20 protein-coding genes are annotated in these 22,523 nt (G+C 61.7%); 10 read left to right on the top strand and 10 right to left on the bottom strand.

The features are described 5' to 3' along the window. The first annotated feature begins 11 nt into the window (after nucleotides 1–11). The 3 genes from AN189_RS03825 (at nucleotide 12) to typA (ending at nucleotide 2,854) form a co-directional block, all read left to right on the top strand. The gene (locus AN189_RS03825; protein WP_056031300.1) at nucleotides 12–614 is read left to right on the top strand and encodes a YitT family protein; all 603 of its coding nucleotides are present in this window, start codon (nucleotides 12–14) and stop codon (nucleotides 612–614) included. Nucleotides 615–645: 31 nt separating this feature from the next. Beyond that, on the top strand, nucleotides 646–975 hold the full coding sequence (locus AN189_RS03820; protein WP_056031297.1) for a multidrug efflux SMR transporter: 330 nt from the start codon (nucleotides 646–648) through the stop codon (nucleotides 973–975). Between the two features lie 61 nt (nucleotides 976–1,036). After that, nucleotides 1,037–2,854, top strand: coding sequence for a translational GTPase TypA (typA, locus tag AN189_RS03815; protein ID WP_056031294.1), 1,818 nt, complete (start codon nucleotides 1,037–1,039; stop codon nucleotides 2,852–2,854). A 104-nt stretch (nucleotides 2,855–2,958) separates the two neighbouring features. Here typA and AN189_RS03810 read toward each other — a convergent pair whose 3' ends face one another. The 4 genes from AN189_RS03810 to recA all read right to left on the bottom strand — a co-directional run bounded on the left by AN189_RS03810 (nucleotide 2,959) and on the right by recA (nucleotide 7,612). After that, a complete protein-coding gene (locus AN189_RS03810) occupies nucleotides 2,959–3,408 on the bottom strand; it encodes an MOSC domain-containing protein (RefSeq protein ID WP_056031291.1) in 450 nt (149 codons plus the stop codon). 20 nt (nucleotides 3,409–3,428) lie between these two features. Further along, on the bottom strand, nucleotides 3,429–3,716 hold the full coding sequence (locus AN189_RS03805) for a DUF1330 domain-containing protein (protein WP_056031287.1): 288 nt from the start codon (nucleotides 3,714–3,716) through the stop codon (nucleotides 3,429–3,431). Beyond that, nucleotides 3,713–6,370: an alanine--tRNA ligase gene (alaS, locus tag AN189_RS03800; protein WP_056031284.1), complete on the bottom strand. Its 2,658-nt coding sequence runs from the start codon at nucleotides 6,368–6,370 to the stop codon at nucleotides 3,713–3,715. Before alaS ends, AN189_RS03805 begins: the two co-directional genes overlap by 4 nt. 168 nt (nucleotides 6,371–6,538) lie before the next feature. Continuing rightward, on the bottom strand, nucleotides 6,539–7,612 hold the full coding sequence (gene recA / locus AN189_RS03795) for a recombinase RecA (protein ID WP_056031281.1): 1,074 nt from the start codon (nucleotides 7,610–7,612) through the stop codon (nucleotides 6,539–6,541). 197 nt (nucleotides 7,613–7,809) lie between these two features. On the opposite strand from recA, the gene AN189_RS03790 reads away from it, so the two are divergent. Beyond that, the gene (locus AN189_RS03790) at nucleotides 7,810–8,418 is read left to right on the top strand and encodes a hypothetical protein (protein WP_056031278.1); all 609 of its coding nucleotides are present in this window, start codon (nucleotides 7,810–7,812) and stop codon (nucleotides 8,416–8,418) included. On the opposite strand, the gene AN189_RS03785 is transcribed toward AN189_RS03790, so the two are convergent. Beyond that, nucleotides 8,403–9,128 (bottom strand): RlmE family RNA methyltransferase, encoded by a 726-nt coding sequence (locus AN189_RS03785; protein WP_056031276.1) that lies wholly within the window; start codon nucleotides 9,126–9,128, stop codon nucleotides 8,403–8,405. The genes AN189_RS03790 and AN189_RS03785 overlap by 16 nt on opposite strands. Before the next feature lie 63 nt (nucleotides 9,129–9,191). Further along, a complete protein-coding gene (locus AN189_RS03780; RefSeq protein WP_056032114.1) occupies nucleotides 9,192–10,304 on the bottom strand; it encodes a Ppx/GppA phosphatase family protein in 1,113 nt (370 codons plus the stop codon). 231 nt (nucleotides 10,305–10,535) lie between these two features. Between AN189_RS03780 and AN189_RS03775 the strand changes: the two genes are divergently transcribed. From AN189_RS03775 to AN189_RS03760, 4 genes are read left to right on the top strand one after another with little or no spacing between them, the layout of a single operon-like run. Beyond that, complete coding sequence (locus tag AN189_RS03775) at nucleotides 10,536–10,832, top strand: virulence factor (protein ID WP_056031273.1); 297 nt, start codon at nucleotides 10,536–10,538, stop codon at nucleotides 10,830–10,832. Next, on the top strand, nucleotides 10,829–11,818 hold the full coding sequence (locus AN189_RS03770) for a hypothetical protein (RefSeq protein ID WP_056031271.1): 990 nt from the start codon (nucleotides 10,829–10,831) through the stop codon (nucleotides 11,816–11,818). Before AN189_RS03775 ends, AN189_RS03770 begins: the two co-directional genes overlap by 4 nt. Beyond that, entirely contained in the window at nucleotides 11,815–12,882 is a 1,068-nt protein-coding gene (locus AN189_RS03765) for a methyltetrahydrofolate cobalamin methyltransferase (protein WP_056031269.1), read from the top strand. The genes AN189_RS03770 and AN189_RS03765 overlap by 4 nt, the downstream gene beginning before the upstream one ends. 36 nt (nucleotides 12,883–12,918) lie before the next feature. Further along, nucleotides 12,919–13,149, top strand: coding sequence for a hypothetical protein (locus tag AN189_RS03760; RefSeq protein WP_056031266.1), 231 nt, complete (start codon nucleotides 12,919–12,921; stop codon nucleotides 13,147–13,149). Between the two features lie 60 nt (nucleotides 13,150–13,209). Here AN189_RS03760 and AN189_RS03755 read toward each other — a convergent pair whose 3' ends face one another. Then, entirely contained in the window at nucleotides 13,210–14,868 is a 1,659-nt protein-coding gene (locus AN189_RS03755; protein ID WP_056031262.1) for an alpha-glucosidase, read from the bottom strand. Nucleotides 14,869–15,017: 149 nt separating this feature from the next. Here AN189_RS03755 and AN189_RS03750 point away from each other — a divergent pair, with 149 nt between their 5' ends. Together AN189_RS03750 and AN189_RS03745 are read left to right on the top strand one after the other, a co-directional pair. Continuing rightward, nucleotides 15,018–16,349: a GH1 family beta-glucosidase gene (locus AN189_RS03750; protein WP_056031259.1), complete on the top strand. Its 1,332-nt coding sequence runs from the start codon at nucleotides 15,018–15,020 to the stop codon at nucleotides 16,347–16,349. Further along, nucleotides 16,346–17,326 (top strand): ROK family protein, encoded by a 981-nt coding sequence (locus AN189_RS03745; protein ID WP_056031256.1) that lies wholly within the window; start codon nucleotides 16,346–16,348, stop codon nucleotides 17,324–17,326. The genes AN189_RS03750 and AN189_RS03745 overlap by 4 nt, the downstream gene beginning before the upstream one ends. 14 nt (nucleotides 17,327–17,340) lie before the next feature. On the opposite strand, the gene AN189_RS03740 is transcribed toward AN189_RS03745, so the two are convergent. The 3 genes from AN189_RS03740 to guaB form a co-directional block, all read right to left on the bottom strand. Next, nucleotides 17,341–19,587, bottom strand: coding sequence for an ATP-binding protein (locus AN189_RS03740; protein WP_056031253.1), 2,247 nt, complete (start codon nucleotides 19,585–19,587; stop codon nucleotides 17,341–17,343). 173 nt (nucleotides 19,588–19,760) lie between these two features. Further along, on the bottom strand, nucleotides 19,761–20,933 hold the full coding sequence (locus AN189_RS03735) for an RsmB/NOP family class I SAM-dependent RNA methyltransferase (RefSeq protein WP_056031250.1): 1,173 nt from the start codon (nucleotides 20,931–20,933) through the stop codon (nucleotides 19,761–19,763). Nucleotides 20,934–20,940: 7 nt separating this feature from the next. Then, nucleotides 20,941–22,392, bottom strand: coding sequence for an IMP dehydrogenase (gene guaB / locus AN189_RS03730; RefSeq protein WP_056031247.1), 1,452 nt, complete (start codon nucleotides 22,390–22,392; stop codon nucleotides 20,941–20,943). Nucleotides 22,393–22,523: the final 131 nt, after the last annotated feature.

The raw sequence follows: 22,523 nt of genomic DNA, 5'->3' as shown, positions 1-22,523 counted from the left end.
AATTGCACCGCATGACACCATCAGACAAACATTCGCTGGCAGAAGACGTCCAAGGCATGACGCTGGGGGTATTCCTCTGCGCGCTTGGATTGACGTTTTTGACCCATCTGGGGCTGATCACCGGCCAGACCGCGGGTGTGGCCGTGATTATCGCCTATCTCAGCGGCTGGTCGTTCGGACCGGTGTTCTTTGTCATCAACCTGCCGTTCTATCTGCTGGCCTGGCGACGGTTGGGCCCGGCATTCACGATCAAATCCCTGATCTCGGTGACGGCCCTGTCGGTGCTGACCGAAATCATTCCACAGAACCTGGTGTTTGCAACCCTGTCCCCGGCCCTGGGGGCCATTGCATTCGGATCGCTGACCGGTCTGGGACTGCTGGCCCTCTTTCGGCACAATGGCAGCCTTGGCGGTCTGGGTGTCGTGGCCCTGCTGGTGCAGGACACCACCCGGTTCAAGGCGGGCTACGTCCAGCTTGCCGTGGACGCCGTGATCTTTGCCGCGGCGCTGCTGCTGTTCCCGGCGACAGTCGTCATGTGGTCGCTGCTGGGGGCCGTTGTCCTGAACCTGATCATCACCTTCAATCACCGCCGCGACCGCTATATCGCGACGTGACACGCGGCCCCTGCCGGGGTAGGTCGGCGCCATGCACTATCTCTGGCTCATCATCGCGATTGCACTCGAAACCATCGGCACCATGTCATTGCAGGCCAGCCAGCAGTTCACACGGCTCTGGCCATCGGCACTGTGCCTGTCCACCTACGCCGCGTCGTTCTACTTCATGGCGCTCGCGCTCAAGGTCATGCCGGTCGGCATCGTCTATGCCATCTGGTCCGGCCTCGGAATCGTTCTCATTGCAGGTTTCAGCTATCTGATCTTTCATCAACGGCTGGATGGCGCAGCCGTTGCGGGAATAGCGCTGATCATGTGCGGAATCATCGTCATTCAGGTGTTCTCGGACACCACGACGCACTAGGGCTGGCCTTTGGACGCTTGGCGCTGTATGGCGCGCGCAACTCCGTACAAAGGCAGACCACATGGACATTCGCAACATCGCGATCATCGCACACGTTGACCACGGCAAAACCACGCTGGTGGACGAGCTACTCAAGCAATCCGGCATCTACCGCGAAAACGAGGCGACGACCGAACGCGCGATGGACAGCAACGACATCGAACGCGAGCGGGGAATCACCATCCTTGCAAAGTGCACGAGCGTCGAATGGAAAGGCACCCGGATCAACATCGTCGACACCCCCGGCCACGCCGATTTCGGTGGCGAGGTGGAACGCATCCTGTCCATGGTGGACGGTGTGGTCCTGCTGGTGGATGCCGCCGAAGGTCCGATGCCGCAGACGAAATTCGTAACCTCCAAGGCACTGGCCCTGGGCCTGCGTCCCATCGTGGTCGTCAACAAGGTCGACAAGGCCGACGGTGAACCCGATCAGGCCGTGGACAACGTGTTCGACCTGTTCGCCGCACTCGAAGCAACCGACGAACAGCTGGATTTCCCCGTCATGTATGCCTCTGGCCGTGCTGGCTGGTGCGATCAGGAATTGGACGGCCCGCGCGAAAACCTCGACGCCTTGTTCGACCAGATCCTCGACCATGTCCCCATGCCCAAGCAGATCGAGCGCCGCGACGAGCCGTTCCAGATGCTGGCAACGACCCTGTCTGCCGACCCGTTCATCGGCCGCATCCTGACGGGCCGGGTCGAGGCAGGCACCCTGCGCGCTGGTGAAACCGTCAAGGCGCTGTCCCGCAAGGGCGACAAGATCGAACAGTTCCGCGTCTCCAAGATCCTCGCCTTCCGTGGTTTGGGTCAGCAGCCCATTGACGTCGCCGAGGCCGGCGATATCGTCACCCTGGCCGGCATGACCAAGGCAACCGTGGCCGACACGATCTGCGACCTGTCCATCGAAACAGCCCTGCCCGCGCAGCCCATCGACCCGCCCACCATCACCGTGACCTTTGGCATCAACGACAGCCCGCTGGCGGGCAAGGACGGCAAAAAGGTGCAGTCCCGCGTCATCCGTGACCGTCTGATGAAAGAAGCCGAAGTCAACGTCGCGATCAAGATCGCGGACACGCTCATGGGCGACGCCTTCGAGGTCTCTGGCCGCGGCGAATTGCAGATGGGCGTGCTGATCGAAAACATGCGCCGCGAGGGGTTCGAACTGTCGATCTCGCGTCCGCAGGTGATCTATCGCGACATCGACGGCGTGCGACATGAGCCGATCGAAGAAGCCACGATCGACGTGGATGACGAATACACCGGTGCCGTCGTCGAAAAACTGACCGGCCCGCGCAAGGGCGAGCTGGTCGAGATGAAGCCCGCAGGTGCCGGCAAGACCCGCATCATCGCACATGTCCCGTCGCGCGGCCTGATCGGCTATCACGGTGAATTCCTGACCGACACCCGTGGTTCGGGTATCCTCAACCGCCTGTTCCACGGCTGGGCCCCTTACAAGGGCAAGATCCAGGGCCGTCGTCAAGGCGTTCTGATCTCCATGGAAAACGGCACGTCGGTGGCCTTTGCGCTGTGGAAACTCGAAGATCGCGGCAAATTCTTCATCGGTGCCCAAGAGGCCGTCTATCAGGGCATGATCATCGGCGAACACAGCCGTGAAAACGACCTCGAAGTGAACCCGCTCAAAGGCAAGCAGCTGACCAACGTGCGGGCCTCCGGCACCGACGAGGCCGTGCGCCTGACAACACCTGTCACCATGTCGCTGGAACAGGCGATCGCCTATATCGACGACGACGAACTGGTCGAGGTCACGCCGAATGCGATCCGTCTGCGCAAACGCTACCTCGACCCGCACGAGCGCAAACGCCAGTCGCGCGCAAGCTGAACGATCAAAGGCCCGCCTCACCCGGCGGGCCTTTTTCATCTTCTTCTGGTTTCAAATATCCCGGGGGTGAATGGCCCCGCAGGGGGCAGAGGGGGCAGCGCCCCCTACCCGGCCACGACCGCATCGCCGACAGCGATCGTGCCCGGCACCACGACCGACGCATACCAGCCGCCATGCCCGCGCACGGCATTATAGCCGCCAGGACCCAGATATTCCTCCATCCGGGAACAGGGCGGACAGGGACCTTCGATCATCAGCGTGACCGCACCGATGCGCACTTGCCCCTTGCGAAGGGCGGCCAGGTTTATCCCTGACACCACCAGATTGCGCCGCAGTGTTTCGGGCGCAATGACCGCATGCCCGGACAGCGCGGCAATGACCGGCAGATGTTCCGCCTGAACGAGCGTCACCGCCCGCTTGCCCGGCCGCGCGTGGTCATTGGTTAAACCGTCCGGCGTAACCGTGGCTTGTGCGACGGACCGGACGTCGGCGCGCCGCTCCGACCGCAATCCGATCCAGTCCAGCCGCCCGACCTGCGCATGACGCGCCATCATGGTGGCAAGGCCGGAAGGGTTCACAGCTCTTCGACGATGCTCAGCTCGCGCACCGATGCACCTTTGGCATGGCTCAACGCTTCTTGGTACGCGTCCGAATAGTAGCAATCATGCGCCGCCTGTTTCGACGGAAACCGTGCCACGACGTTGCGGGACCGGTCCGGCCCTTCCAGCGTTTCGTAGTCCCCCCCACGGGCAAGGAATACCCCGCCATGATGCGCAATCGCCCCGGTCGCGAGGGCCGCGTATCTGGCATAGGACTCCTCGTCCGTTACCGTGACATGGGCAATCCAGAGTGCGGTTTTCATGCTTTGCCCTCCAGAATGGTTCTTGCAGCGGTCAGCGCGGCCTCGGCGTTGTCAATGCTGGCACCGCCACCCTGCGCCATGTCGGGGCGGCCGCCGCCCCCCTTGCCGCCCAATTCAGCCACAGCCGCACGCAGCACATCCACGGCAGACACCCGGTCCGTCAGGTCAGCCGTGACGCCGGCGGCAACCGCCGCCTTGCCGCCCGCATCCGCGATCAGCAGCACCACGCCAGAACCGGCGCGGTCCTTGAATTGGTCGATCAGTGCGGGCAGATCCTTGCCCGACACGCCCGCCATGACCTGCCCGATGAACGGAATGCCGTTCACGACCTCGCTTTCGGACTCAGCGGATCTGCCGCCGCCCATCGCCAGATCGCGGCGCAGCTGCGCGACTTCGTTTGCCAGCGCCTTGCGTTCATCCATCAGCGCCTTGACCCGTGATGCAACATCCGCCGCCGGCACCTTGAGCACGGCCGCCGCCTGCGCCAATGCCGCATCCTGAGTCCGCAGGTGATCCAGTGCGGCCTGCCCGGTCAGCGCCTCGATCCGGCGCACGCCAGCACTGGACGCACTGTCGCCCAACAGCACAAAGGCACCGATCTGACCCAGACGGCTCACGTGGGTGCCACCGCACAATTCCAGCGAATAAGTCTGACCATCGACGCCCTTGCCGGACCCCGGTTTGCGTCCCATCGAGACCACGCGCACCTCGTCGCCGTATTTTTCGCCAAACAGCGCCTGCGCACCCAGCGCACGGGCATCATCCGGCGTCATGATCCGGGTTTCCACAGTGGTGTTCTGGCGGATCATCGCGTTGACCGCGCGTTCGACCGCCGCAAGTTCATCCGCCTCGACCGCCTTTTGATGGCTGAAATCGAACCGCAGACGGTCCGGCGCATTCAAGGACCCACGTTGAGCGATATGATCGCCCAGCGTGTCGCGCAACGCCTCGTTCAGCAGGTGGGTTGCGGAATGGTTGGCCTGAATATCGGCCCGCCGGTCTGCATCGACCGCCAGAACAGCGGCCTGCCCGCGCCGGACCTCGCCCGTGGTGACGTCACCAATGTGAATGAAAACACCGGCGACCTTTTTCGTATCTGTGATCCGCACGGTCCCGGTTTCGGTTGTCAGCGTGCCTGCATCGCCGACCTGGCCACCGCTTTCGGCATAGAACGGCGTCTGGTTCAGAACGATCTGCACAGCACCGGTCCCTGTGTCCGCAGGTGCGCCATCGACGATCACCGCCGCGATCTGACCTTCGGCATTCAGCGTCTCGTAGCCCAGAAAATCCGTGGTGCCGGACTTGTCTGCGATGTCGAACCAGACGCTTGCATCGGCCTGTTCGCCGCTGCCGGACCAGGCGGCGCGCGCCTTTGCCTTTTGGGCGGCCATGGCGCTGTCGAACCCGTCCGTGTTCACGGCCCGGCCCTTTTCACGCAGTGCATCCTGCGTCAGATCCAGTGGGAAACCGTAAGTATCATAAAGCTTGAACGCGGTTTCGCCCGGCAGGTCCGCGTCATCCGGCAGTTGTGCCAGTTCATCGTCCAGCAATTTCAACCCACGGTCGAGGGTCTGGCGGAAACGGACTTCTTCGTTCTTGAGCGTTTCTTCGATCAGCGCTTTGCCCTGCCCCAGTTCGGGATAGGCCGCGCCCATTTCCTGCACCAATGCAGGCACCAGACGGTGCATCAGCGGATCGGCAGCACCCAGTTGATGCGCATGACGCATGGCACGGCGCATGATCCGACGCAGCACGTAGCCGCGTCCTTCGTTGCTGGGCAGCACGCCTTCGGCGATCAGGAATGACGTGGCCCGCAGATGGTCTGCGATGACACGGTGGTGCACCTTGCCCGGACCATCGGGATCGCTGCTGGTCGCATGGGCCGACGCCTCGATCAGGGCGCGCATCAGGTCAGTGTCATAGTTGTCATGCTTGCCCTGCAGCAGCGCACCGATACGTTCAAGGCCCATGCCCGTGTCGATCGACTGCATGTCCAGCGGCCGCATTGTGCCGTCCTCGAACTGTTCGTTCTGCATGAACACAAGGTTCCAGATCTCGATGAACCGGTCACCGTCCTCTTCTGCGCTGCCCGGAGGGCCGCCCCAGATGTGGTCACCGTGGTCGTAGAAAATCTCGGTGCAGGGGCCGCAGGGACCAGTCGGGCCCATGCGCCAAAAGTTGTCGTCGGTTGGAATGCGAATGATGCGATCATCGCTGAAACCGCCGACTTTTTTCCAGATATCGGCGGCCTCGTCATCGGTGTGATAGACCGTGACCAGCAACTTGTCCTTGTTCAGACCGAAATCACGGGTCAGCAACTCCCAGGCAAATGCGATGGCGTCATCCTTGAAATAATCGCCAAAGCTGAAATTCCCGAGCATCTCGAAAAACGTATGGTGCCGCGCGGTGTATCCGACATTGTCCAGATCATTGTGCTTGCCGCCTGCGCGCACGCATTTCTGAGCAGAGGTCGCGCGCTGGTAATCGCGATTTTCCAGACCAGTGAACAGGTTCTTGAACTGCACCATGCCCGAGTTGGTGAACATCAACGTCGGATCATTGCGCGGCACCAGCGGGCTGGAGGCCACGACCTCGTGGTTCTGGCGGCCGTAGTAATTCAAAAAGGTAGAGCGGATATCGGCAAGAGAGGTCATATCGGGCGCTTTCGGATCAACAGGTTGCGCCTGAAATAGCCCCCCACAGCCCAAGGGTCCAGCAATAACCCCAAAGACAAAACAGGGCGCGCACCGCAGTGCACGCCCTGTTCGCTGTCCTGTCCGTGTTTATCATCCACACGTCCAGTCATGCCGGTGACCAGGGTCCTACATTTCGACCAGATCGTCGTCGTCCGATCCGCCAGAGGCACCAAAGTCGAGCCCGTGCGACGCACGGATCTTGTCCTCGATTTCCATTGCGATTGCCGGATTTTCCTTGAGGAACGTCTTGGAGTTTTCACGCCCCTGACCGATGCGTTCATCGCCATAGCTGAACCAGGCACCCGATTTCTCGACGATCCCGGCCTTGACGCCCAGATCGAGAAGCTCGCCCATCTTGGAAATGCCCTCGCCGTACATGATGTCGAATTCCACCTGTTTGAACGGCGGTGCAACCTTGTTTTTGACGACCTTGACGCGGGTGGCGTTGCCCACCACCTCATCGCGATCCTTGAGCGCGCCGATGCGGCGGATATCCAGACGTACCGATGCGTAGAATTTCAGAGCGTTGCCACCCGTCGTCGTTTCGGGCGAGCCGAACATGACGCCGATTTTCATGCGGATCTGGTTGATAAAGATCACCATGCAACCGGACCGGTTGATCGACCCTGTCAGCTTGCGCATGGCCTGGCTCATCAGGCGGGCGTGGACGCCCACGCTGCTGTCGCCCATGTCACCCTCAAGTTCGGATTTCGGTGTCAGCGCCGCAACCGAGTCGACAACCACAAGGCTGACCGCACCCGACCGCACCAGCGTATCGACGATTTCCAACGCCTGTTCACCGGTGTCAGGCTGCGAAATCAGCAGCTCGTCCAGATTGACGCCCAGCTTTTTCGCGTATTGCGGGTCCAGCGCGTGTTCGGCATCGACAAATGCGCAAACACCGCCCTTTTTCTGCTCTTCCGCGAGGGTGTGCAGTGTCAGCGTCGTCTTGCCCGATGATTCCGGCCCGTAGATTTCGATAATCCGCCCCTTGGGCAGACCGCCGATCCCCAGGGCGATGTCCAGCCCCAGCGAACCGGTGCTTGTCGCCTCGATGTCAGGCATCTGATTCTTGCCGCCCAGGGTCATGATCGACCCTTTGCCGAACTGCCGTTCGATCTGTGCCAGCGCGCTATCGAGTGCCTTTTGCTTGTCGGCGGTTTTCTTGTCAGCCATTTTGAGGAGTTCTGCCGTTGCCATGAGTTTCGTCCTTATGTCACGTACCTGAAACAGCGGCAATCACCGCTCTTTGTTCTTATTGTGTTCTCGTCACCCTATATGGGACCGAAACAAGAACATTGCAATCTCTTTATCAACAGCCTCAGATTGTGTGGATGGTGGTTAATACTTCGTGCATGGCGTAGGATTATTTCGGACCTGATCAGCGGAGGGCAGCCATGCTCGTGTTTTGGAAACAGAATCTGGTGTTCCTCGCGGTGCCGAAAACCGGCACCACCGCCATCGAGGGCGCGCTTGCCCCCAAGGCCGCGATGGTGATGCGCGACCCGCCCCAGATCAAACACGCGCCCGTGTACCGCTATCGCCGTTTTTTCAAACCGCTGTTCGTGCAGGCCGGTGGCAAGGAGCCCGAGATCATGGCCGTGGTCCGCGATCCGGTCGATTGGCTGGGCAGCTGGTATCGCTACAGGTCGCGCGATGATCTGATCGGACACCCCAACAGCACGCGCGACATCAGTTTCGACGATTTCGTGCTGGAATACTGCAAGGGCAAGCCTGCCGATTTCGCGAATGTCGGGTCTCAGGCCAAATTCGTGCTGGATGGTGATGGCAACATGGGGATCGACCACCTGTTCCGCTACGAGGATCAGAGCCTGCTGATCGCCTTTCTCGAGGCACGGCTGGACGTCACGCTCGACCTCAAGCGATTGAACGTCTCGCCCAGCAAACCCACCCCTCTCAGCCCTGCGGTCGAGGCCAAGCTGCGCGAAAAACGCAGCATCGAATTCGAGGTGTGGGACATGGCCGGGCGTCAGTCGCTGATCTGACCCTTGAACCCGGTGGCCACGACGAATTTTTCCGAACTGTCGGACCGCGACGCGGGCGGTTTGACGTTGGCGACCTTGGTGAACCGCGATTTGAGCAGCTTTTGCAGGTTCCCTTCTGCGCCACCAGCCAGCACCTTGGCCACGAAGGTGCCGCCTTCTTCCAACACGTCGAACGCGAAATAGGCCGCCGCCTCGCACAATGAAATGATGCGCAGATGGTCGGTCTGTTTGTGGCCCGATGCGCTTGCCGCCATGTCGGACATCACGACGTCTGCGGAACCGCCCAGCCATGCCTTGACCTGCGCATCCGCGCCCTCGTCCAGAAAATCCAGCTGATAAATCGTGGCCCCTGCCACCGGTTCGACCTCTTGCAGGTCAATTCCCAGCACGGTTCCCACGGATTTCGACGTGCGGTCGCCCAGAGCATTCACCCGGCGGGCGGCAACCTGACACCAGCCGCCGGGGGCGCAGCCCAGATCGACCACACGCGCACCGGGCACGAGAAAGCGGAACTTGTCGTCCAGCTCGAGGATCTTGTAGGCCGCCCGACCGCGATACCCCTCGGCCTTGGCCTTCTTGACATAAGGGTCGTTCAGCTGGCGTTGCAGCCAGCGGGTCGACGACGTGGACCTGCCGCGTGCGGATTTGACCTTGACCGTCAGGTCCCGCTGACCCCGCCCGGATGAATTCTTTGTTGGTTTGTTCGCCATCGTCGCGTCCTACTCATTGCCGTGGGCCGGGGCCCCCGATTTTTCGCAGAAAAATCGGCCCCTTCAGTAGGGGGCGTCTTCCAGCACCCCATCTGCCGACATCTGCGCATAAAGCAACCCCTCGCGCAGTCCGCGATCCGCGACCGACAGACGGTCCGTCGGCCACAGCCGCATCAGCGCCTGCAGGATCGCGGCCCCAGACATGATCAGCGCCTGCCGGTCGCGCCCGATACGCGGATCATCCCGCCGGCCGTCAGGACCCAGCTTCAGATAGCCGCGGATGACCGCATCGATCTGGTCCGACGTCATGCGCAGACCGTCCACCTTGGTCCGGTCATACCGTTTCAACCCCAGATGCGAGGCAGCGACCGTGGTGACAGTGCCGCTGGTGCCGATGATCTGGAAACCGTCACGTGCCTGTTCCGCAGCAGAGGGCGCGAAATCCGACAGGTTTTCCTCGAAAAACCAGCTCATCAGGGCGAAACGTGCGGCGTCGTCATCCACATCCGCGAATTGATCGCGCAGCGTGGCCACGCCCAGCGGCACGGAAATCCAGTCCACCACCTTGGCCGCGGCAAAGGGGCCGGGATCCGCGACAAACCCTGCGTGCAGCCGCATGATCGCCCGCGGGCGTTCGCGTGCGGGGACATGACTGATGTCGATCCAGACCAGTTCGGTCGACCCCCCGCCGATATCGACAACCAGCAGCTGTTCGGTCTTGGTGCTGACCAGTGGCGCGCAGGAAATCACGGCCAGCCGCGCTTCTTCTTCGGGCTTGATGATTTCCAGCTGCAACCCCGTTTCGCGCCGGACCTGTGCGATGAAATTGGCCCCGTTGCGCGCACGCCGACAGGCCTCTGTCGCGACCAGACGCATCCGTTTGACGCCGTGGCGTTCCAGTTTTTGCCGACAGATCCGCATGGCCTGGATTGTGCGGTTCATCGACGCACGCGACAGTTTCCCACTACTTTCGAGGCCCTGCCCCAGCTGGACGGACTTGGAAAAACTGTCGATCACGTGAAACTGGCTGCCCTTTGGCTGGGCAATCAGCATCCGACAGGAATTTGTTCCCAGATCCAGCGCCGCATAGAGCTGCGCAGGGTCCGGGGCATTTGGCGCGGGGGTTACGACCGCTTTGGGGAACGCGCCCGCACCATGGGGACGCATGGGCGCCATCGTCACGCCCTCCGATTTCGAGTTGTCTCCAAGGTAGGCCCTGACGCCGCCCCACGCAAGCGACATGAGGTCCCTTCACCATAATCATGTGGGTTTCTGGCGTCCGCCGGTCTGGCGCGTGCGGGCGACAGTTGCGATACCCGTCGCGACAGGGTGCGGTTGTGTCGAAAACAGGCCGCGGCACGTCGTGCGGAATGTTAGAACGCGAATTGCGAACAAAGGATCAGGATCATGCCGGACGTCACGATTATCTATTGGCGCGATATGCCAGCACAGGTCATGGTCGGCCGTGGTCGCAAGGCCCAAAAGGTGCAATTGCCGGAACGCTTTGAACAGGCAATCGACCGGGCCGCGATGAAGTCGGGGGCCGCAGGCACCGACGACTACCTTGCAGGTATGCGCCGTGGCGACCCCTACAGCGTTCCAGGTGATGATGCCGCCGTCGCTCAGGCCGAGGCCGCGCGCCTTGATGCCGAATATACCGCAGACCGCCTGCGCGCACTGATCGCAACCGACGGCTGGGCATGACGCCGCCCCGCCCCCTGTCAAACCGATTAAAGGAAACCGCCGTGTCCCTCCTTCCCTTTCTCAAGCGCAAGCCTGAACCCGCCGTGCCGACGCCGGTCCCGGCCGTCGCGGCCTTGCTTGCCGACTATTCGATCGAGGTGATGCCCCGTACCGCGGAAAAGGTCGCGGATTTCACGCAGCTTTTGCCTGCCGGCACCCGGGTCTATATCGCCCATATCGACGGCACGCCGATCGAGGACATGGTCGCGACGGCAAAACGTCTGAATGCCGACGGCTATGCCGTGATGCCGCATTTTCCCGCCCGCATCATCAAGGACCGGGCCACGCTGGCGGACTGGATCGCGCGTTATCAGGGCGAGGCGGACGTGCGTCAGGCGCTGCTGCTGGCCGGTGGTGTCGCAACCCCGCAGGGTGATTTCAGCGATTCCATGCAGTTGATGGAAACGGGCCTGTTCGATCAGGCGGGTTTCACCCGTCTGCATGTGGCCGGCCACCCCGAGGGGAACCGCGATATCGACACCGACGGCACCCAGACCCAGGTGGATGCGGCACTGCGCTGGAAAAACGATTTCCAGTCCCGCACGGACGCGCAGATGGCGATTGCAACGCAGTTCTGTTTTGACGCGGAGCCCATCATCGCCTGGGCTGACAGCCTCAAACAGGCCGGTATCACGCTACCGATCCACATCGGCATCGCAGGCCCCGCCAAGCTGCAAACAATGATCAAATTCGCCATCGCCTGCGGTGTCGGCCCATCGCTCAAGGTGCTGCAAAAGCGTGCCGCCGACGTGACCAAGCTGTTGTTGCCCTATGAACCGGACGAGGTGGTTTCCGCGCTTGCCGCTCACAAGGCCGCGCACCCCGATTTCAACATCACCAACGTCCACTTCTTCCCGCTTGGCGGGATCAAGACCAATGCTACATGGGCCATGACCCATGGCGGCACCTCTGCCGTGCCAGCCAACCCACAGGAAGACATCGCATGACCCGCACCGTTATCGAATCGAAAACCAAAACCGCCATCATCGGATTTGACCAGCCGTTCTGCGTCATTGGCGAACGGATCAATCCCACCGGGCGCAAGATCCTCGCCGAAGAACTGGAACGCGACGATTTCAGCCGGGTCGAGGCGGACGCCATCGCGCAGGCCCTGGCCGGGGCCAACGTGCTGGACGTCAATTCGGGGGCCGTCTTTTCCAACAAGATGGCCGAAGATCCCCGCTACGCCGACAACAACTTTGTCGAACCGATGCTGATGAAACAGCTGATCGCCTGCGTGCAGCGCGTCACCGATCTGCCGCTGTGCATCGACAGCTCTGTCCCCGGTGCGCTGGAAAACGGTCTGGCCGAGGCCGAGGGCCGCCCGCTGCTGAACTCTGTCACCGGCGAGGAAGAACGACTGGAACTGGTGCTGCCGCTGGTCAAGAAATACAATGTGCCCGTCGTGGCGATCTCAAACGACGACACTGGCATCTCCGAGGACCCGGAGGTCCGTTTTGCCGTTGCGAAAAAGATCGTGGAACGCGCCGCCGATTTCGGCATTCCCGCCCATGACATCGTGGTCGACCCTTTGGTCATGCCGATCGGTGCAATGTCGACGGCCGGTTTGCAGGTCTTTAAGCTGGTGCGTCGCCTGCGCGAGGAACTGGGCGTCAACACGACCTGTGGCGCATCCAACATCAGCTTTGGCCTGCCCAACCGGCACGGCATCAACAACGCGTTTCTGCCGATGGCAATCGCGTCGGGCATGACCAGCGCGATCATGAACCCGGTCGCCCTGCCCGTCGGGCCCAAGAAATTGCAGGAAAAACTGGATGCGCTGGCGGCAGCCGGCATTATCGTGCCTGCCGATATCGACCCCGAACTGCTGGCGACCCTGACCGGCCTTGGGTCCACGAAACCGCGTGCGGGATCGGAAATGGAGGCGATCCGCGCCGCCAATTTCCTGACCGACAACGACCCTTCTGGCGGTGAATGGATCCGGTTCAATCGCGCCCCCGTCAAAGAGGGCGAAGGTCGCGCACGTACAGGACGTCGTCGCCGCAATTAACACGGGCTTTACCGCTTGGGGTGCAGGGTGCGGGTCATGATAGAAATGACCCGCATCACCGCACCCGACGCCTGGATTGATCAGGTATTTGCCGCAAAATCAGTCCGGACCGGTGGCGTCATTCGCCGCCGCATCGACTGGGTCGAACGGGAAATCGGTCGCCCCCGTTTCGAGGAAGAGGTGCGCAAACGCGGGTTTCACCTTATCGAAACTGGGTGGCATCTGGTCATCATATGCCACCCGGGTGCTGTCCGTCTGTTGTTCTGATGCCCCAAATTTTCGCGAAAATTTGGAACGGCCCGATTTTTCGCGAAAAATCGGCGGGCCCTAGCGGCCCGACTTGTCCAGCGCCATGCAGACCTGCCAGGGTCCGAGGTGCAATTTGCCGTCATCGGACACATTCGCACTGCCCAGTTCCGATCCGATGGTGCGCCAGTCGCCCTTTGGCATGTCAAACACGCTTTGCTGATCGGAAATGTTGAATACGCAGAAAATCGTCTGATCGCCGTCGGTCCGCGTGAAATAGACCACGTTGCCCGACGATTTCAGCCCGTCGTGCGTCCCGACCCGCAGCGCGCGGTTGTGATGCCGGAACGAAATGGCGCGCCGATAATGGTGCAAGATCGCCCCGGGATCACGTTCCTGCCCGGCCACGGCCAGATTGCGGTGCTCGGACGCCACCGGCAGCCACGTCACCGGCTTGGACGAGAAACCTGCGTTATGTTCGGCGTCATCCCAGACCATCGGGGTGCGACATCCATCGCGGCCCTTGAATTCCGGCCAGAATTCTATGCCGTAGGGGTCCTGCAACTCTTCGTACGCGACGTCGGCCTCGGGCAGGCCCAGCTCTTCGCCCTGGTAGATGCAGACCGATCCCCGCAGACACATGATCATGGTCGCGAACATCCGCTGGGCGGCAGGCGAAAGGTTCCATCGCGTGGCGTGGCGCACGACGTCGTGGTTGGAAAACGCCCAGCAGGCCCAACCGTCGGATGCGACCTCGTCGACCTGCTGCATTACCTCGACCACCCGCTGCGCAGTCGGCTGGTCGGCCGCCAGGAATTCGAACGCATAGCACATCTGCATCAGGTCATCGCCGCGGGTGTATTCGCCCATGATTTCCAGCCCGCGCTGCGCATCGCCCACCTCGCCCACGGCGGCTGCGCCAAAGGGCTGCATGACCGCGCGCAACTTGCGCAAGAAGTCGAGGTTTTCGGGCCGGTTCTTGTCGTAGAGGTGTTCTTGATGGTTGTAAGGGTTCACCGCCGGCGCAATCGTGGCGTTGCGCTTTTCCTTGGGCAGGGGCGGATTGTCGCGCAGTTCGGCGTCATGGGTGTAAAAGTTGATCGTATCCAGGCGGAAACCATCCACCCCGCGGTGCAGCCAGAATTGCGCCACATCCAGCAGGGCAGTCTGCACATCTGGATTGTGAAAGTTCAGGTCGGGTTGGCTGGTCAGGAAATTGTGCAGGTAATACTGCTCGCGTCGCGACGACCACTGCCAGGCACTGCCACCAAAGATTGACAGCCAGTTGTTGGGTGCTGTGCCGTCGGGCTTGGGATCCGACCAGACGTACCAGTCCGATTTGTCGTTGCTGCGGTCGGATGCGCTTTGCTTGAACCACGGGTGTTGGTCGGACGTGTGGCTGAGCACGAGGTCGATCATCACGCGGATGCCGAACCGGTGGGCGGTTTCAACCACCGCATCGAAATCCGCGATGCTACCGAACATCGGGTCCACGTCGCAATAATCGCTGACGTCGTAGCCGAAATCCTTCATCGGTGAGGTAAAGAATGGCGAAATCCAGATCGCGTCGACGCCCAGAGACGCGATGTAGGGGATCCGGTTCACGATTCCCAGCAAATCGCCGACACCATCGCCGTTGCTGTCCTGAAAGCTGCGCGGATAGATCTGGTAGATGACCGCGCCGCGCCACCAGTCGGGGTTTGCTGCGTTGTCCATACGTGGTGCATTGTCGGCGGTCATGTCTGACGGTCCCCCGGTTTCTGGTAGCGATAACGTTTCACACCGACTAGCGTTGGACCGTGCAATTGGCAACGCCCCGCAGGCCTTGTGGCTTGCCATCGGCTGTGTGATGCCGCTTGATTTGAACAACCCAATAACCGGAGGCCCCGATGAAACTGACCCGACAGGATTTCCCGCAAGATTTCGTATTCGGGGCTGCAACCGCCGCCTATCAGATCGAGGGCCACAGCTTTGGCGGGGCGGGATCCACGCACTGGGACACTTTTTCGGCCACTCCGGGGAATGTCGTGGGCTGCGAAAACGGTGCCATCGCTTGCGACCATTATCACCGGATGGATGCTGACCTGGACCTGCTGCGCGATGCCGGCATGGACGCCTATCGATTCTCGACCAGCTGGGCACGGGTTTTGCCCGAGGGACGCGGCACGCCAAACCAAGAGGGGCTGGATTTCTATGACCGCCTGGTCGACGGCTGCCTTGCGCGCGGACTCAAGCCGTTTCAGACCCTTTATCATTGGGAAATGCCGTCCGCGCTGGCCGATCTGGGCGGCTGGACCAACCCGGACGTGGCCGATTGGATGGCCGACTACGCCGAGGTCATCACGCGCCGGATCGGCGACCGCGTCCATTCCATCGCCACCCTGAACGAACCCTGGTGTGTCAGCTATCTGTCACATTTTCTGGGCCACCACGCGCCGGGTCAGCGCGATATTCGCGCCACGGCCCGCGCCATGCATCACGTGAACCTCGCCCACGGGCGCACCATGACCCGGTTGCGCGAGATGGGTCAGGACAACTGCGGCATCGTCCTGAACTTTGAGGCCACCGAACCCGCAAGCGACAGCCCCGCCGACCGCGCCGCTGCCGCAACGCAGGATGCAACGCATAACCGCTGGTTCATCGAGGCGGTCACACGCGGCAGCTATCCCCAAGAGGCGCTCGCGGGGCTGGAGCCGCACATGCCGCAGGGGTGGCAGGACCACATGGACGAAATCAGCCAGCCAATCGATTTTCTGGGCGTCAATTATTATACACGCGGATTGATCGGCGCGGCCGCGGATGGCGCGCCCTGGCCCGGCACCCGCCAGATCGCCGGACCGCTGACCAAGACACAGATGGATTGGGAAATCTATCCCGAGGGCCTGCACCGCACCCTGACGCGCATGGCGCGTGATTACGTGGGTGATCTGCCGATTTTCGTGACCGAAAACGGCATGGCCTGGCCCGAAGAGCCTGATCATGCAGATGACGCGCGGACCGATTTCATCGATCTGCACCTGCAGGCCATGCAGGGGGCCGTGAATGACGGCGTGAACCTTCAGGGGTTCTTTTACTGGTCGTTGCTGGACAACTACGAATGGGCCTTTGGCTACGAAAAACGGTTCGGGTTGGTCCATGTCGATTTCGATACGCTGGACCGCACGCCAAAATCATCCTACCACGCGCTGAAATCCGCGATCGCACGGCAGGACAATTCATGAGCACACGACAGGCCAACAGTTACAACCTGGTCGCCGATATCGGCGGGACCAACACGCGCATTGCGCTGGCCCAGGGCGCGGATGTGTTGCCCGCGACCGTGCGGCGCTATCGCAATGTCGATTTCACCGGCCTTGAAAGCGTGATCCGCCGCTACTGCGAGGACGAAGGCGACGTGGATGCCTATGCCGCCTGCGTCGCCGTCGCGGGGCCAGTGCGTGACGGTCGTGCCGCCATGACGAATCTGGACTGGACGATCGATACCGAAACGTTGGCGCATGCCAGCCGGTCGGAAAAGGTCGCCATCCTGAACGATTTGCAGGCGCAGGGTCATGCGCTCGGGCATATCGCGCACGAAAACCTGCGGCAGGTCCTGACCGGTGCCGAGGCCGGTCCCAAGGCGACCAAACTGGTGATCGGCGTCGGGACAGGTTTCAACGCAGCACCGGTCTTTGAAACGGATCAGGGCCGCATCGTCACAGCATCCGAGAGCGGCCACGCCAACCTGCCGATCCGCACCGAACAAGAGTTGCGCCTGTGCCAGTTCGTGTCCAACGCGCATGGATTTCCCGCGGTCGAGGACGTTTTGTCAGGCCGCGGGCTGGAGCGGGTCTATGCCTTTCTTGGCCAAGAGGCGGACGATCGCAAAGAGATCCTCGCACAAGAGATCATGACGGCCTTGGCCGATGGCAGTGATCCACGCGCCGCCGCCGCCGCCCGTATTTTCGTCCGTATCCTGGGAACGGTTGCCGGCAACCTGTCGCTGATCCAGCTCCCGTTCGGCGGGGTCTACCTCGCAGGGGGTGTCGCACGGGCCTTTGGCCCCTATCTGGCGCAATACGGATTTGGTGATGCGTTCCGCGACAAGGGCCGATTTGCCGGTTTCATGTCGAATTTCTCGGTCACGATCATCGAAGACGACTATGCTGCGCTGACCGGGTGCGCCTGCCAACTTATGACACTCGAACGTCAGGGCTAAGGCGCACGGCTACATCAATGCAGCAATTGCGCCTGCACGGTTTCGGTCAGCGCGTTCAGCGAAAATGGCTTTGGCAGGAAAACCGCATTTGCGATTCGGTCGTTGTCCGCGTTGAACGCATCCTCGGCGTAGCCTGAAACAAAGATGACCTTGGTATCGGGTCGCGCGACACGCGCCTGTTTGACCCAGGTCGGACCGTCCAGTCCTGGCATGATGACATCTGACAGGAACAAATCCACCTTGAGGTCCGGGTCGGACAACAGGTCCAGCGCAGCCTCTGCACAATCGGCCTCGATCACCGTGTATCCACGCAGCCGCAAGGCCCGCGAGGCGAATGCCCTGACCGGTGCCTCGTCCTCGACCAGCAGGACCACGCCGCTGCCTTGGGTGATGGGCGGGTCACCCGCCCTGCCGGGAGGGCGGCGCGTGTCGGCGACGGGACGGGTCTGGCTGGGGAACAGCATTTCAAATTCGGTGCCGCTGCCAACCTCACTATGGGCGAATATGAATCCCCCGGTCTGTTTCACGATCCCGTATACCGTCGACAGCCCCAGTCCGGTCCCCTCGCCCGTGCGTTTGGTCGTATAGAATGGCTCGAACACCTTGGGCAGGCGTTCGGGCATGATGCCACAGCCTTCGTCGATGACGCGAACCACCACATATGCCCCCGGCGGGACGGACACATTGCCCCGCACCAACGGCACATCCAGCTGCCTGTTTTCCGTGACGATGCGGATTTCCCCGCCCTGCGGCATCGCATCGCGCGCGTTGACCACCAGGTTCATCATGACCTGTTCCAGCTGCCGCTTGTCCGCCTTGATCGCCGCCAGATCGGGATCATGTTCAAGCACAAGGCTCACCCTCTCGCCGACCAGACGGTTCAGCAAATGGGTCAGGTCAGACAGGGTATCGCGCAGGTCGATCCGTTCTGGCTGCAGGTTCTGTTTACGGGAAAACGCCAAAAGCTGGCCCACAAGGCTGGCTGCACGATTCGCGTTCTGATGGATCTGGATAAGGTCGCCATAATCATGGTCACCCGCGTCATGGCGCAGCAGCAAGAGGTCGCAATGCCCCGATATGGCCGTCAGCAAATTGTTGAAATCATGCGCAACGCCACCGGCTAGCTGACCGATGGCCTGCATTTTCTGACTTTGTACGAATTGCGCTTCGAGGGTTTTGAGTTCGGTTACATCATTGAGAACGGCAATCAGATGCCGCCCCTCGGGACCATCGGCGATATTGAGGGTCACCTGCACAAAGGTTTCCTGATTTTCACCGCGCCCCCGCAGGAATTGCGACACATGCCCGCCCTGCCCGGCGATCGCCTCCTTGATCCAGTCCGAAATCGGTCGACCCAGCCCGTCCAGCACATCCTGAACCCTGCGTTCATCGTTGTTTTCGAACCCCAAGAGGATGCGGGCCTGGCGGTTTGACGCCGTGATCACGCCCTCACGGCAAATCTTGAGGAGTGGAACCGGCAGGTCTTCGATTTCGTCCCATCCGGCAGACAGACCCACCGTGCCCGTCAGACCCATCGCGTCACGCGCCGTCGGCAAGAGGTAAATCTCGCGGCGCTGTGCGGTCCTGTCGACCACACCGGCGACAAAGGTCTGCGGACCAGCGGTGGTCCTGACCTCGCAGGCGCGACCGCTGATCGGCGGCGTCGAACCAAAGATTTCCGAGAGCGATTTTGGCCTGTTTCCCAAACGCTTGCGAAAAACCTCGTTCATATACAAAACCGCGTCCGATGGACCGGCGGTCAGCATCGGCAAGGTCAGCATATCGGCAGCGCGGCCCAGGGACTGACTGTTGCGCCCCTGATCGTTCAACCGCCACATCGCCAGATCGGGTTCGATCATCATGTGGGTCAGCCGGTATTGCCCGGTGCGCGTCGCGACGTCTTGGGTCGCGGCACCGTATGCCGCGGCCTGTTCGCGCATTTGCGCCAGCAGCAGGTCAGGTGTCGCGACAATCTGCCCGATCGCAGAGGCCAGATGACCGTCGAGGATATCCCCAAACCGCGTGATGGCGGCGGGATTGCGATACAGGATGTCCCCGTCCGCAGTGGTCAAAAAGGCGATATCACCATCGTAGAGCAGCATGGTCTGCATCACGCGGCGCAAGGGGCTGATGTCCGCATCACCCCCCCGAACGGTGCGCGCGCCACGCCTATGGGTCAAAAACGCCATCAACATCAACAAGATGCCAGCGAAAATCGCCGTCAAACGTATGGCGTGATCACCGGCAAACAGGCCAAACATGCCGCAAGCCGCTGCAAGCGCAGACAGCAGCCATATCGCCTGAGACTGCCGCGTTGGCGAGACCGGGAAACTAAAGATGGTCTGACGCAAATTCCCTCCCGCACGCGCTTTGACTTCAAAGACGACCCTACGGAGGAAACGGTAAACAGGGCGTTAAAACCGATCAATTCTCCTCAAGGTTGAATTTTGAGGAGTGTGGTCAGAAAGATACCGTCATGTTCGGCGCGCGGCAACAGCCTGAGGCTCTCTTGCCTGCGGAAATCGCTGTTCTTCCGCAGGAACGCATCAACCACCGCGTCGTTTTCCGAATTCAGCACCGAACAGGTCGCGTAGGCCAGTGTCCCGCCCTGTGCGACAAACGGTTTGGCATTTTCCAAGACCTCGGCCTGCATGACGCTGAACCGGTCCAGATCCTGCGGTGTCAGCCGCCATTTCGCATCCGGCGTGCGCCGCCATGTGCCGCTGCCCGAACAGGGCGCATCGCAAAGCACCAGATCATAGGGCGCGTGGCGTATCAGGTCGGTCTGTCGCAGCGTTGTGACCTGCACCCCCGCCCGCAGCGCGCGCGGGGCAATATCCGCCATGCGTGCCGGATCAATGTCATGCGCATAGACGGCCGCATCGGTTTGATCTGCCAACGCGAGGGCCTTGCCACCGCCGCCTGCGCAATAGTCCAGCACCCGGCGACCTACCACGGGCAACAGCTGCGCCATAGCGATTTGCGATGCGGTGTCCTGCACCTCGACCAGGCCAGAGGCAAAGGCAGATGAACCCGCAACCTTGCGTTCGTTTTCAATGACTTCGATTGCGGTCTTCACCTGATCCACAGGTTTGGACACAATACCGTCGCGTGCCAATGCGGCGATCGCCTCATCTCGCGTGCCGCGTGACAGATTGACCCGCAGATAGACGGATGCACGATGACGCATCAGTTGCGCTGTGGCCATCGCTGCCTGACCCAGCGAGGCTTGCCACAGCGGCCAGAGCCAATCGGGCAAATCCGCCGATATGGCATCCGATTGTGGCAGATGCACCGGTTCAACCTCATCGGGCGAGAGTGCCGCAGGACCGTAGCCGCCAGCCCCGAACACGCTGTCCACCGGGATGCCGTCGCGGCGCAGCAGCCCCAGGATCGCCGCACGGGCGGTGGTTTCGCCACCGGCCGCGCAGAGAGACCGCCTGGCCCGCAGCACATCGTAGACGTGATCACGAATGGCCGCCCGGTCCTTGGACCCGGCAAAGCGGTTCTTGCGTGCCCAGGTGGTCAGGGTCCGTTCCGCGGGGGCCCCCGCGAAAACGTCGTCCAGAACCTCTATCGCTGCGGCAAATCTGGCGGCAGGTGTCACGGCCCCCTCAGGACCCGATGCGATAGTTGGGGGATTCCCGCGTAATCTGCACGTCATGGACGTGGCTTTCACGCAGGCCGGCACCCGTAATCTTGACGAATTGCGCGTTCTTGCGCATTTCGGCGACGGTCGCGTTGCCGGTATAGCCCATCGCGGCCCGCAGACCACCGACAAGCTGATGGACCACCGCGCTGGCGGATCCCTTGTAGGGCACCTGACCTTCGATGCCTTCGGGGACCAGCTTGTCGCTCGCCGCGTCCTTTTGGAAATAGCGATCGGCAGACCCGCGCGCCATCGCACCAAGCGACCCCATACCGCGGTAGGATTTGAACGACCGCCCCTGATACAGGATGACCTCGCCGGGGGACTCGTCGGTGCCTGCAATCATCGATCCGACCATTGCACAGGACGCCCCTGCGGCAATCGCCTTGGCAAAATCGCCCGAAAACTTGATCCCGCCGTCGGCGATCACTGGCACATCACCCGCCGCACCGGCGCAATCCATGATGGCCGTCAACTGCGGCACGCCCACGCCAGCGACCATGCGCGTGGTGCAGATCGAACCCGGACCGATGCCCACCTTGACCGCATCGGCACCGGCACCGATCAGCGCGCGGGTCGCCTCGCCAGTGGCGACATTGCCAGCCACAACCTGCACCTGGTTCGACAGCGCCTTGATCCGCTCGACCGCCTTGGACACACCCTCAGAGTGGCCGTGTGCCGTATCCACGACGATCAGGTCGACGCCCGCATCGATCAGCGCCGCAGACCGTTCAAAACCAGAATCCCCGCCCCCCGTCGCAGCACCCACACGCAAACGTCCCAGATCATCCTTGCAAGCCGAGGGGTTCAGCACCGCCTGTTCGCTGTCCTTGAGGGTCAACAGGCCCGTCAGTTTGCCCTTTGCGTCCGTGATCAGCAGTTTTTCGATGCGGCGGGCCTGCATCAGCGACCGTGCCTCGTCCAGATCGGCGGGCTCTTGCAGCATGGCCAGATCATCAGAGGTCATCATCACGCTGACAGGCGTGCTGTCATCGCTCGCAAATCGCATGTCGCGGTTCGTGACGATCCCGACGACCAATCCGTTTTCGTTGACCACCGGAAATCCCGTGACGCGGTAGCGTTCCATCAGCGCCTTGGCATCGGCCAGCGTCTGGTCGGGGCGCAGTGTCACGGGGTTGTAGACCGTCCCCGATACGAACCGTTTGACCTGTCGGATTTCGCGGGCCTGCGCCTCGATATCCAGGTTCTTGTGTACGATCCCCATGCCGCCCGCTTGGGCCATCGCGATCGCCATGCGGCCTTCTGTCACGGTGTCCATGGCGGACGACAACAGCGGGATGTTCAGGCTGATCGACTGGGTGACGTAGGTGCGGGTGTCTGCCGTCGAAGGCAGTACGGATGACGCTGCCGGAACCAGCAGAACATCATCAAAAGTCAGTGCCTCGCGAATCTCCATCACGGTCTCTCCTGATAGGGTCGTTTGGCGGTGCCGTATTGCACGAAACCCACCGGGGCAAAAGGTCAAAAGAATGACGCTTGCGACGCTGTGCCGTCGCGCCCCGCCCTTTTACCTCGGCGCAAAATGGC

The organism is Loktanella sp. 3ANDIMAR09 (assembly GCF_001420005.1).
In the GTDB taxonomy this organism is placed as follows: Bacteria; Pseudomonadota; Alphaproteobacteria; order Rhodobacterales; family Rhodobacteraceae; genus Loktanella.
Note: the sequence above shows the minus strand (reverse complement) of the source record. Positions and strands in the feature narration are given on the sequence as shown.

Coding starts and splice junctions, on each gene's coding strand:
- AN189_RS03825 (WP_056031300.1), top strand. CDS start 12: ATGACACCATCAGACAAACATTCGCTGGCAGAAGACGTCCAAGGCATG.
- AN189_RS03745 (WP_056031256.1), top strand. CDS start 16,346: ATGAGCACACGACAGGCCAACAGTTACAACCTGGTCGCCGATATCGGC.
- guaB (WP_056031247.1), bottom strand. CDS start 22,392: ATGGAGATTCGCGAGGCACTGACTTTTGATGATGTTCTGCTGGTTCCG.
- AN189_RS03785 (WP_056031276.1), bottom strand. CDS start 9,128: ATGGCGAACAAACCAACAAAGAATTCATCCGGGCGGGGTCAGCGGGAC.
- AN189_RS03775 (WP_056031273.1), top strand. CDS start 10,536: ATGCCGGACGTCACGATTATCTATTGGCGCGATATGCCAGCACAGGTC.
- AN189_RS03760 (WP_056031266.1), top strand. CDS start 12,919: ATGATAGAAATGACCCGCATCACCGCACCCGACGCCTGGATTGATCAG.
- AN189_RS03740 (WP_056031253.1), bottom strand. CDS start 19,587: ATGTTTGGCCTGTTTGCCGGTGATCACGCCATACGTTTGACGGCGATT.
- typA (WP_056031294.1), top strand. CDS start 1,037: ATGGACATTCGCAACATCGCGATCATCGCACACGTTGACCACGGCAAA.
- AN189_RS03780 (WP_056032114.1), bottom strand. CDS start 10,304: ATGGCGCCCATGCGTCCCCATGGTGCGGGCGCGTTCCCCAAAGCGGTC.
- AN189_RS03810 (WP_056031291.1), bottom strand. CDS start 3,408: ATGATGGCGCGTCATGCGCAGGTCGGGCGGCTGGACTGGATCGGATTG.
- alaS (WP_056031284.1), bottom strand. CDS start 6,370: ATGACCTCTCTTGCCGATATCCGCTCTACCTTTTTGAATTACTACGGC.
- AN189_RS03765 (WP_056031269.1), top strand. CDS start 11,815: ATGACCCGCACCGTTATCGAATCGAAAACCAAAACCGCCATCATCGGA.
- recA (WP_056031281.1), bottom strand. CDS start 7,612: ATGGCAACGGCAGAACTCCTCAAAATGGCTGACAAGAAAACCGCCGAC.
- AN189_RS03750 (WP_056031259.1), top strand. CDS start 15,018: ATGAAACTGACCCGACAGGATTTCCCGCAAGATTTCGTATTCGGGGCT.
- AN189_RS03770 (WP_056031271.1), top strand. CDS start 10,829: ATGACGCCGCCCCGCCCCCTGTCAAACCGATTAAAGGAAACCGCCGTG.
- AN189_RS03820 (WP_056031297.1), top strand. CDS start 646: ATGCACTATCTCTGGCTCATCATCGCGATTGCACTCGAAACCATCGGC.
- AN189_RS03790 (WP_056031278.1), top strand. CDS start 7,810: ATGCTCGTGTTTTGGAAACAGAATCTGGTGTTCCTCGCGGTGCCGAAA.
- AN189_RS03755 (WP_056031262.1), bottom strand. CDS start 14,868: ATGACCGCCGACAATGCACCACGTATGGACAACGCAGCAAACCCCGAC.
- AN189_RS03805 (WP_056031287.1), bottom strand. CDS start 3,716: ATGAAAACCGCACTCTGGATTGCCCATGTCACGGTAACGGACGAGGAG.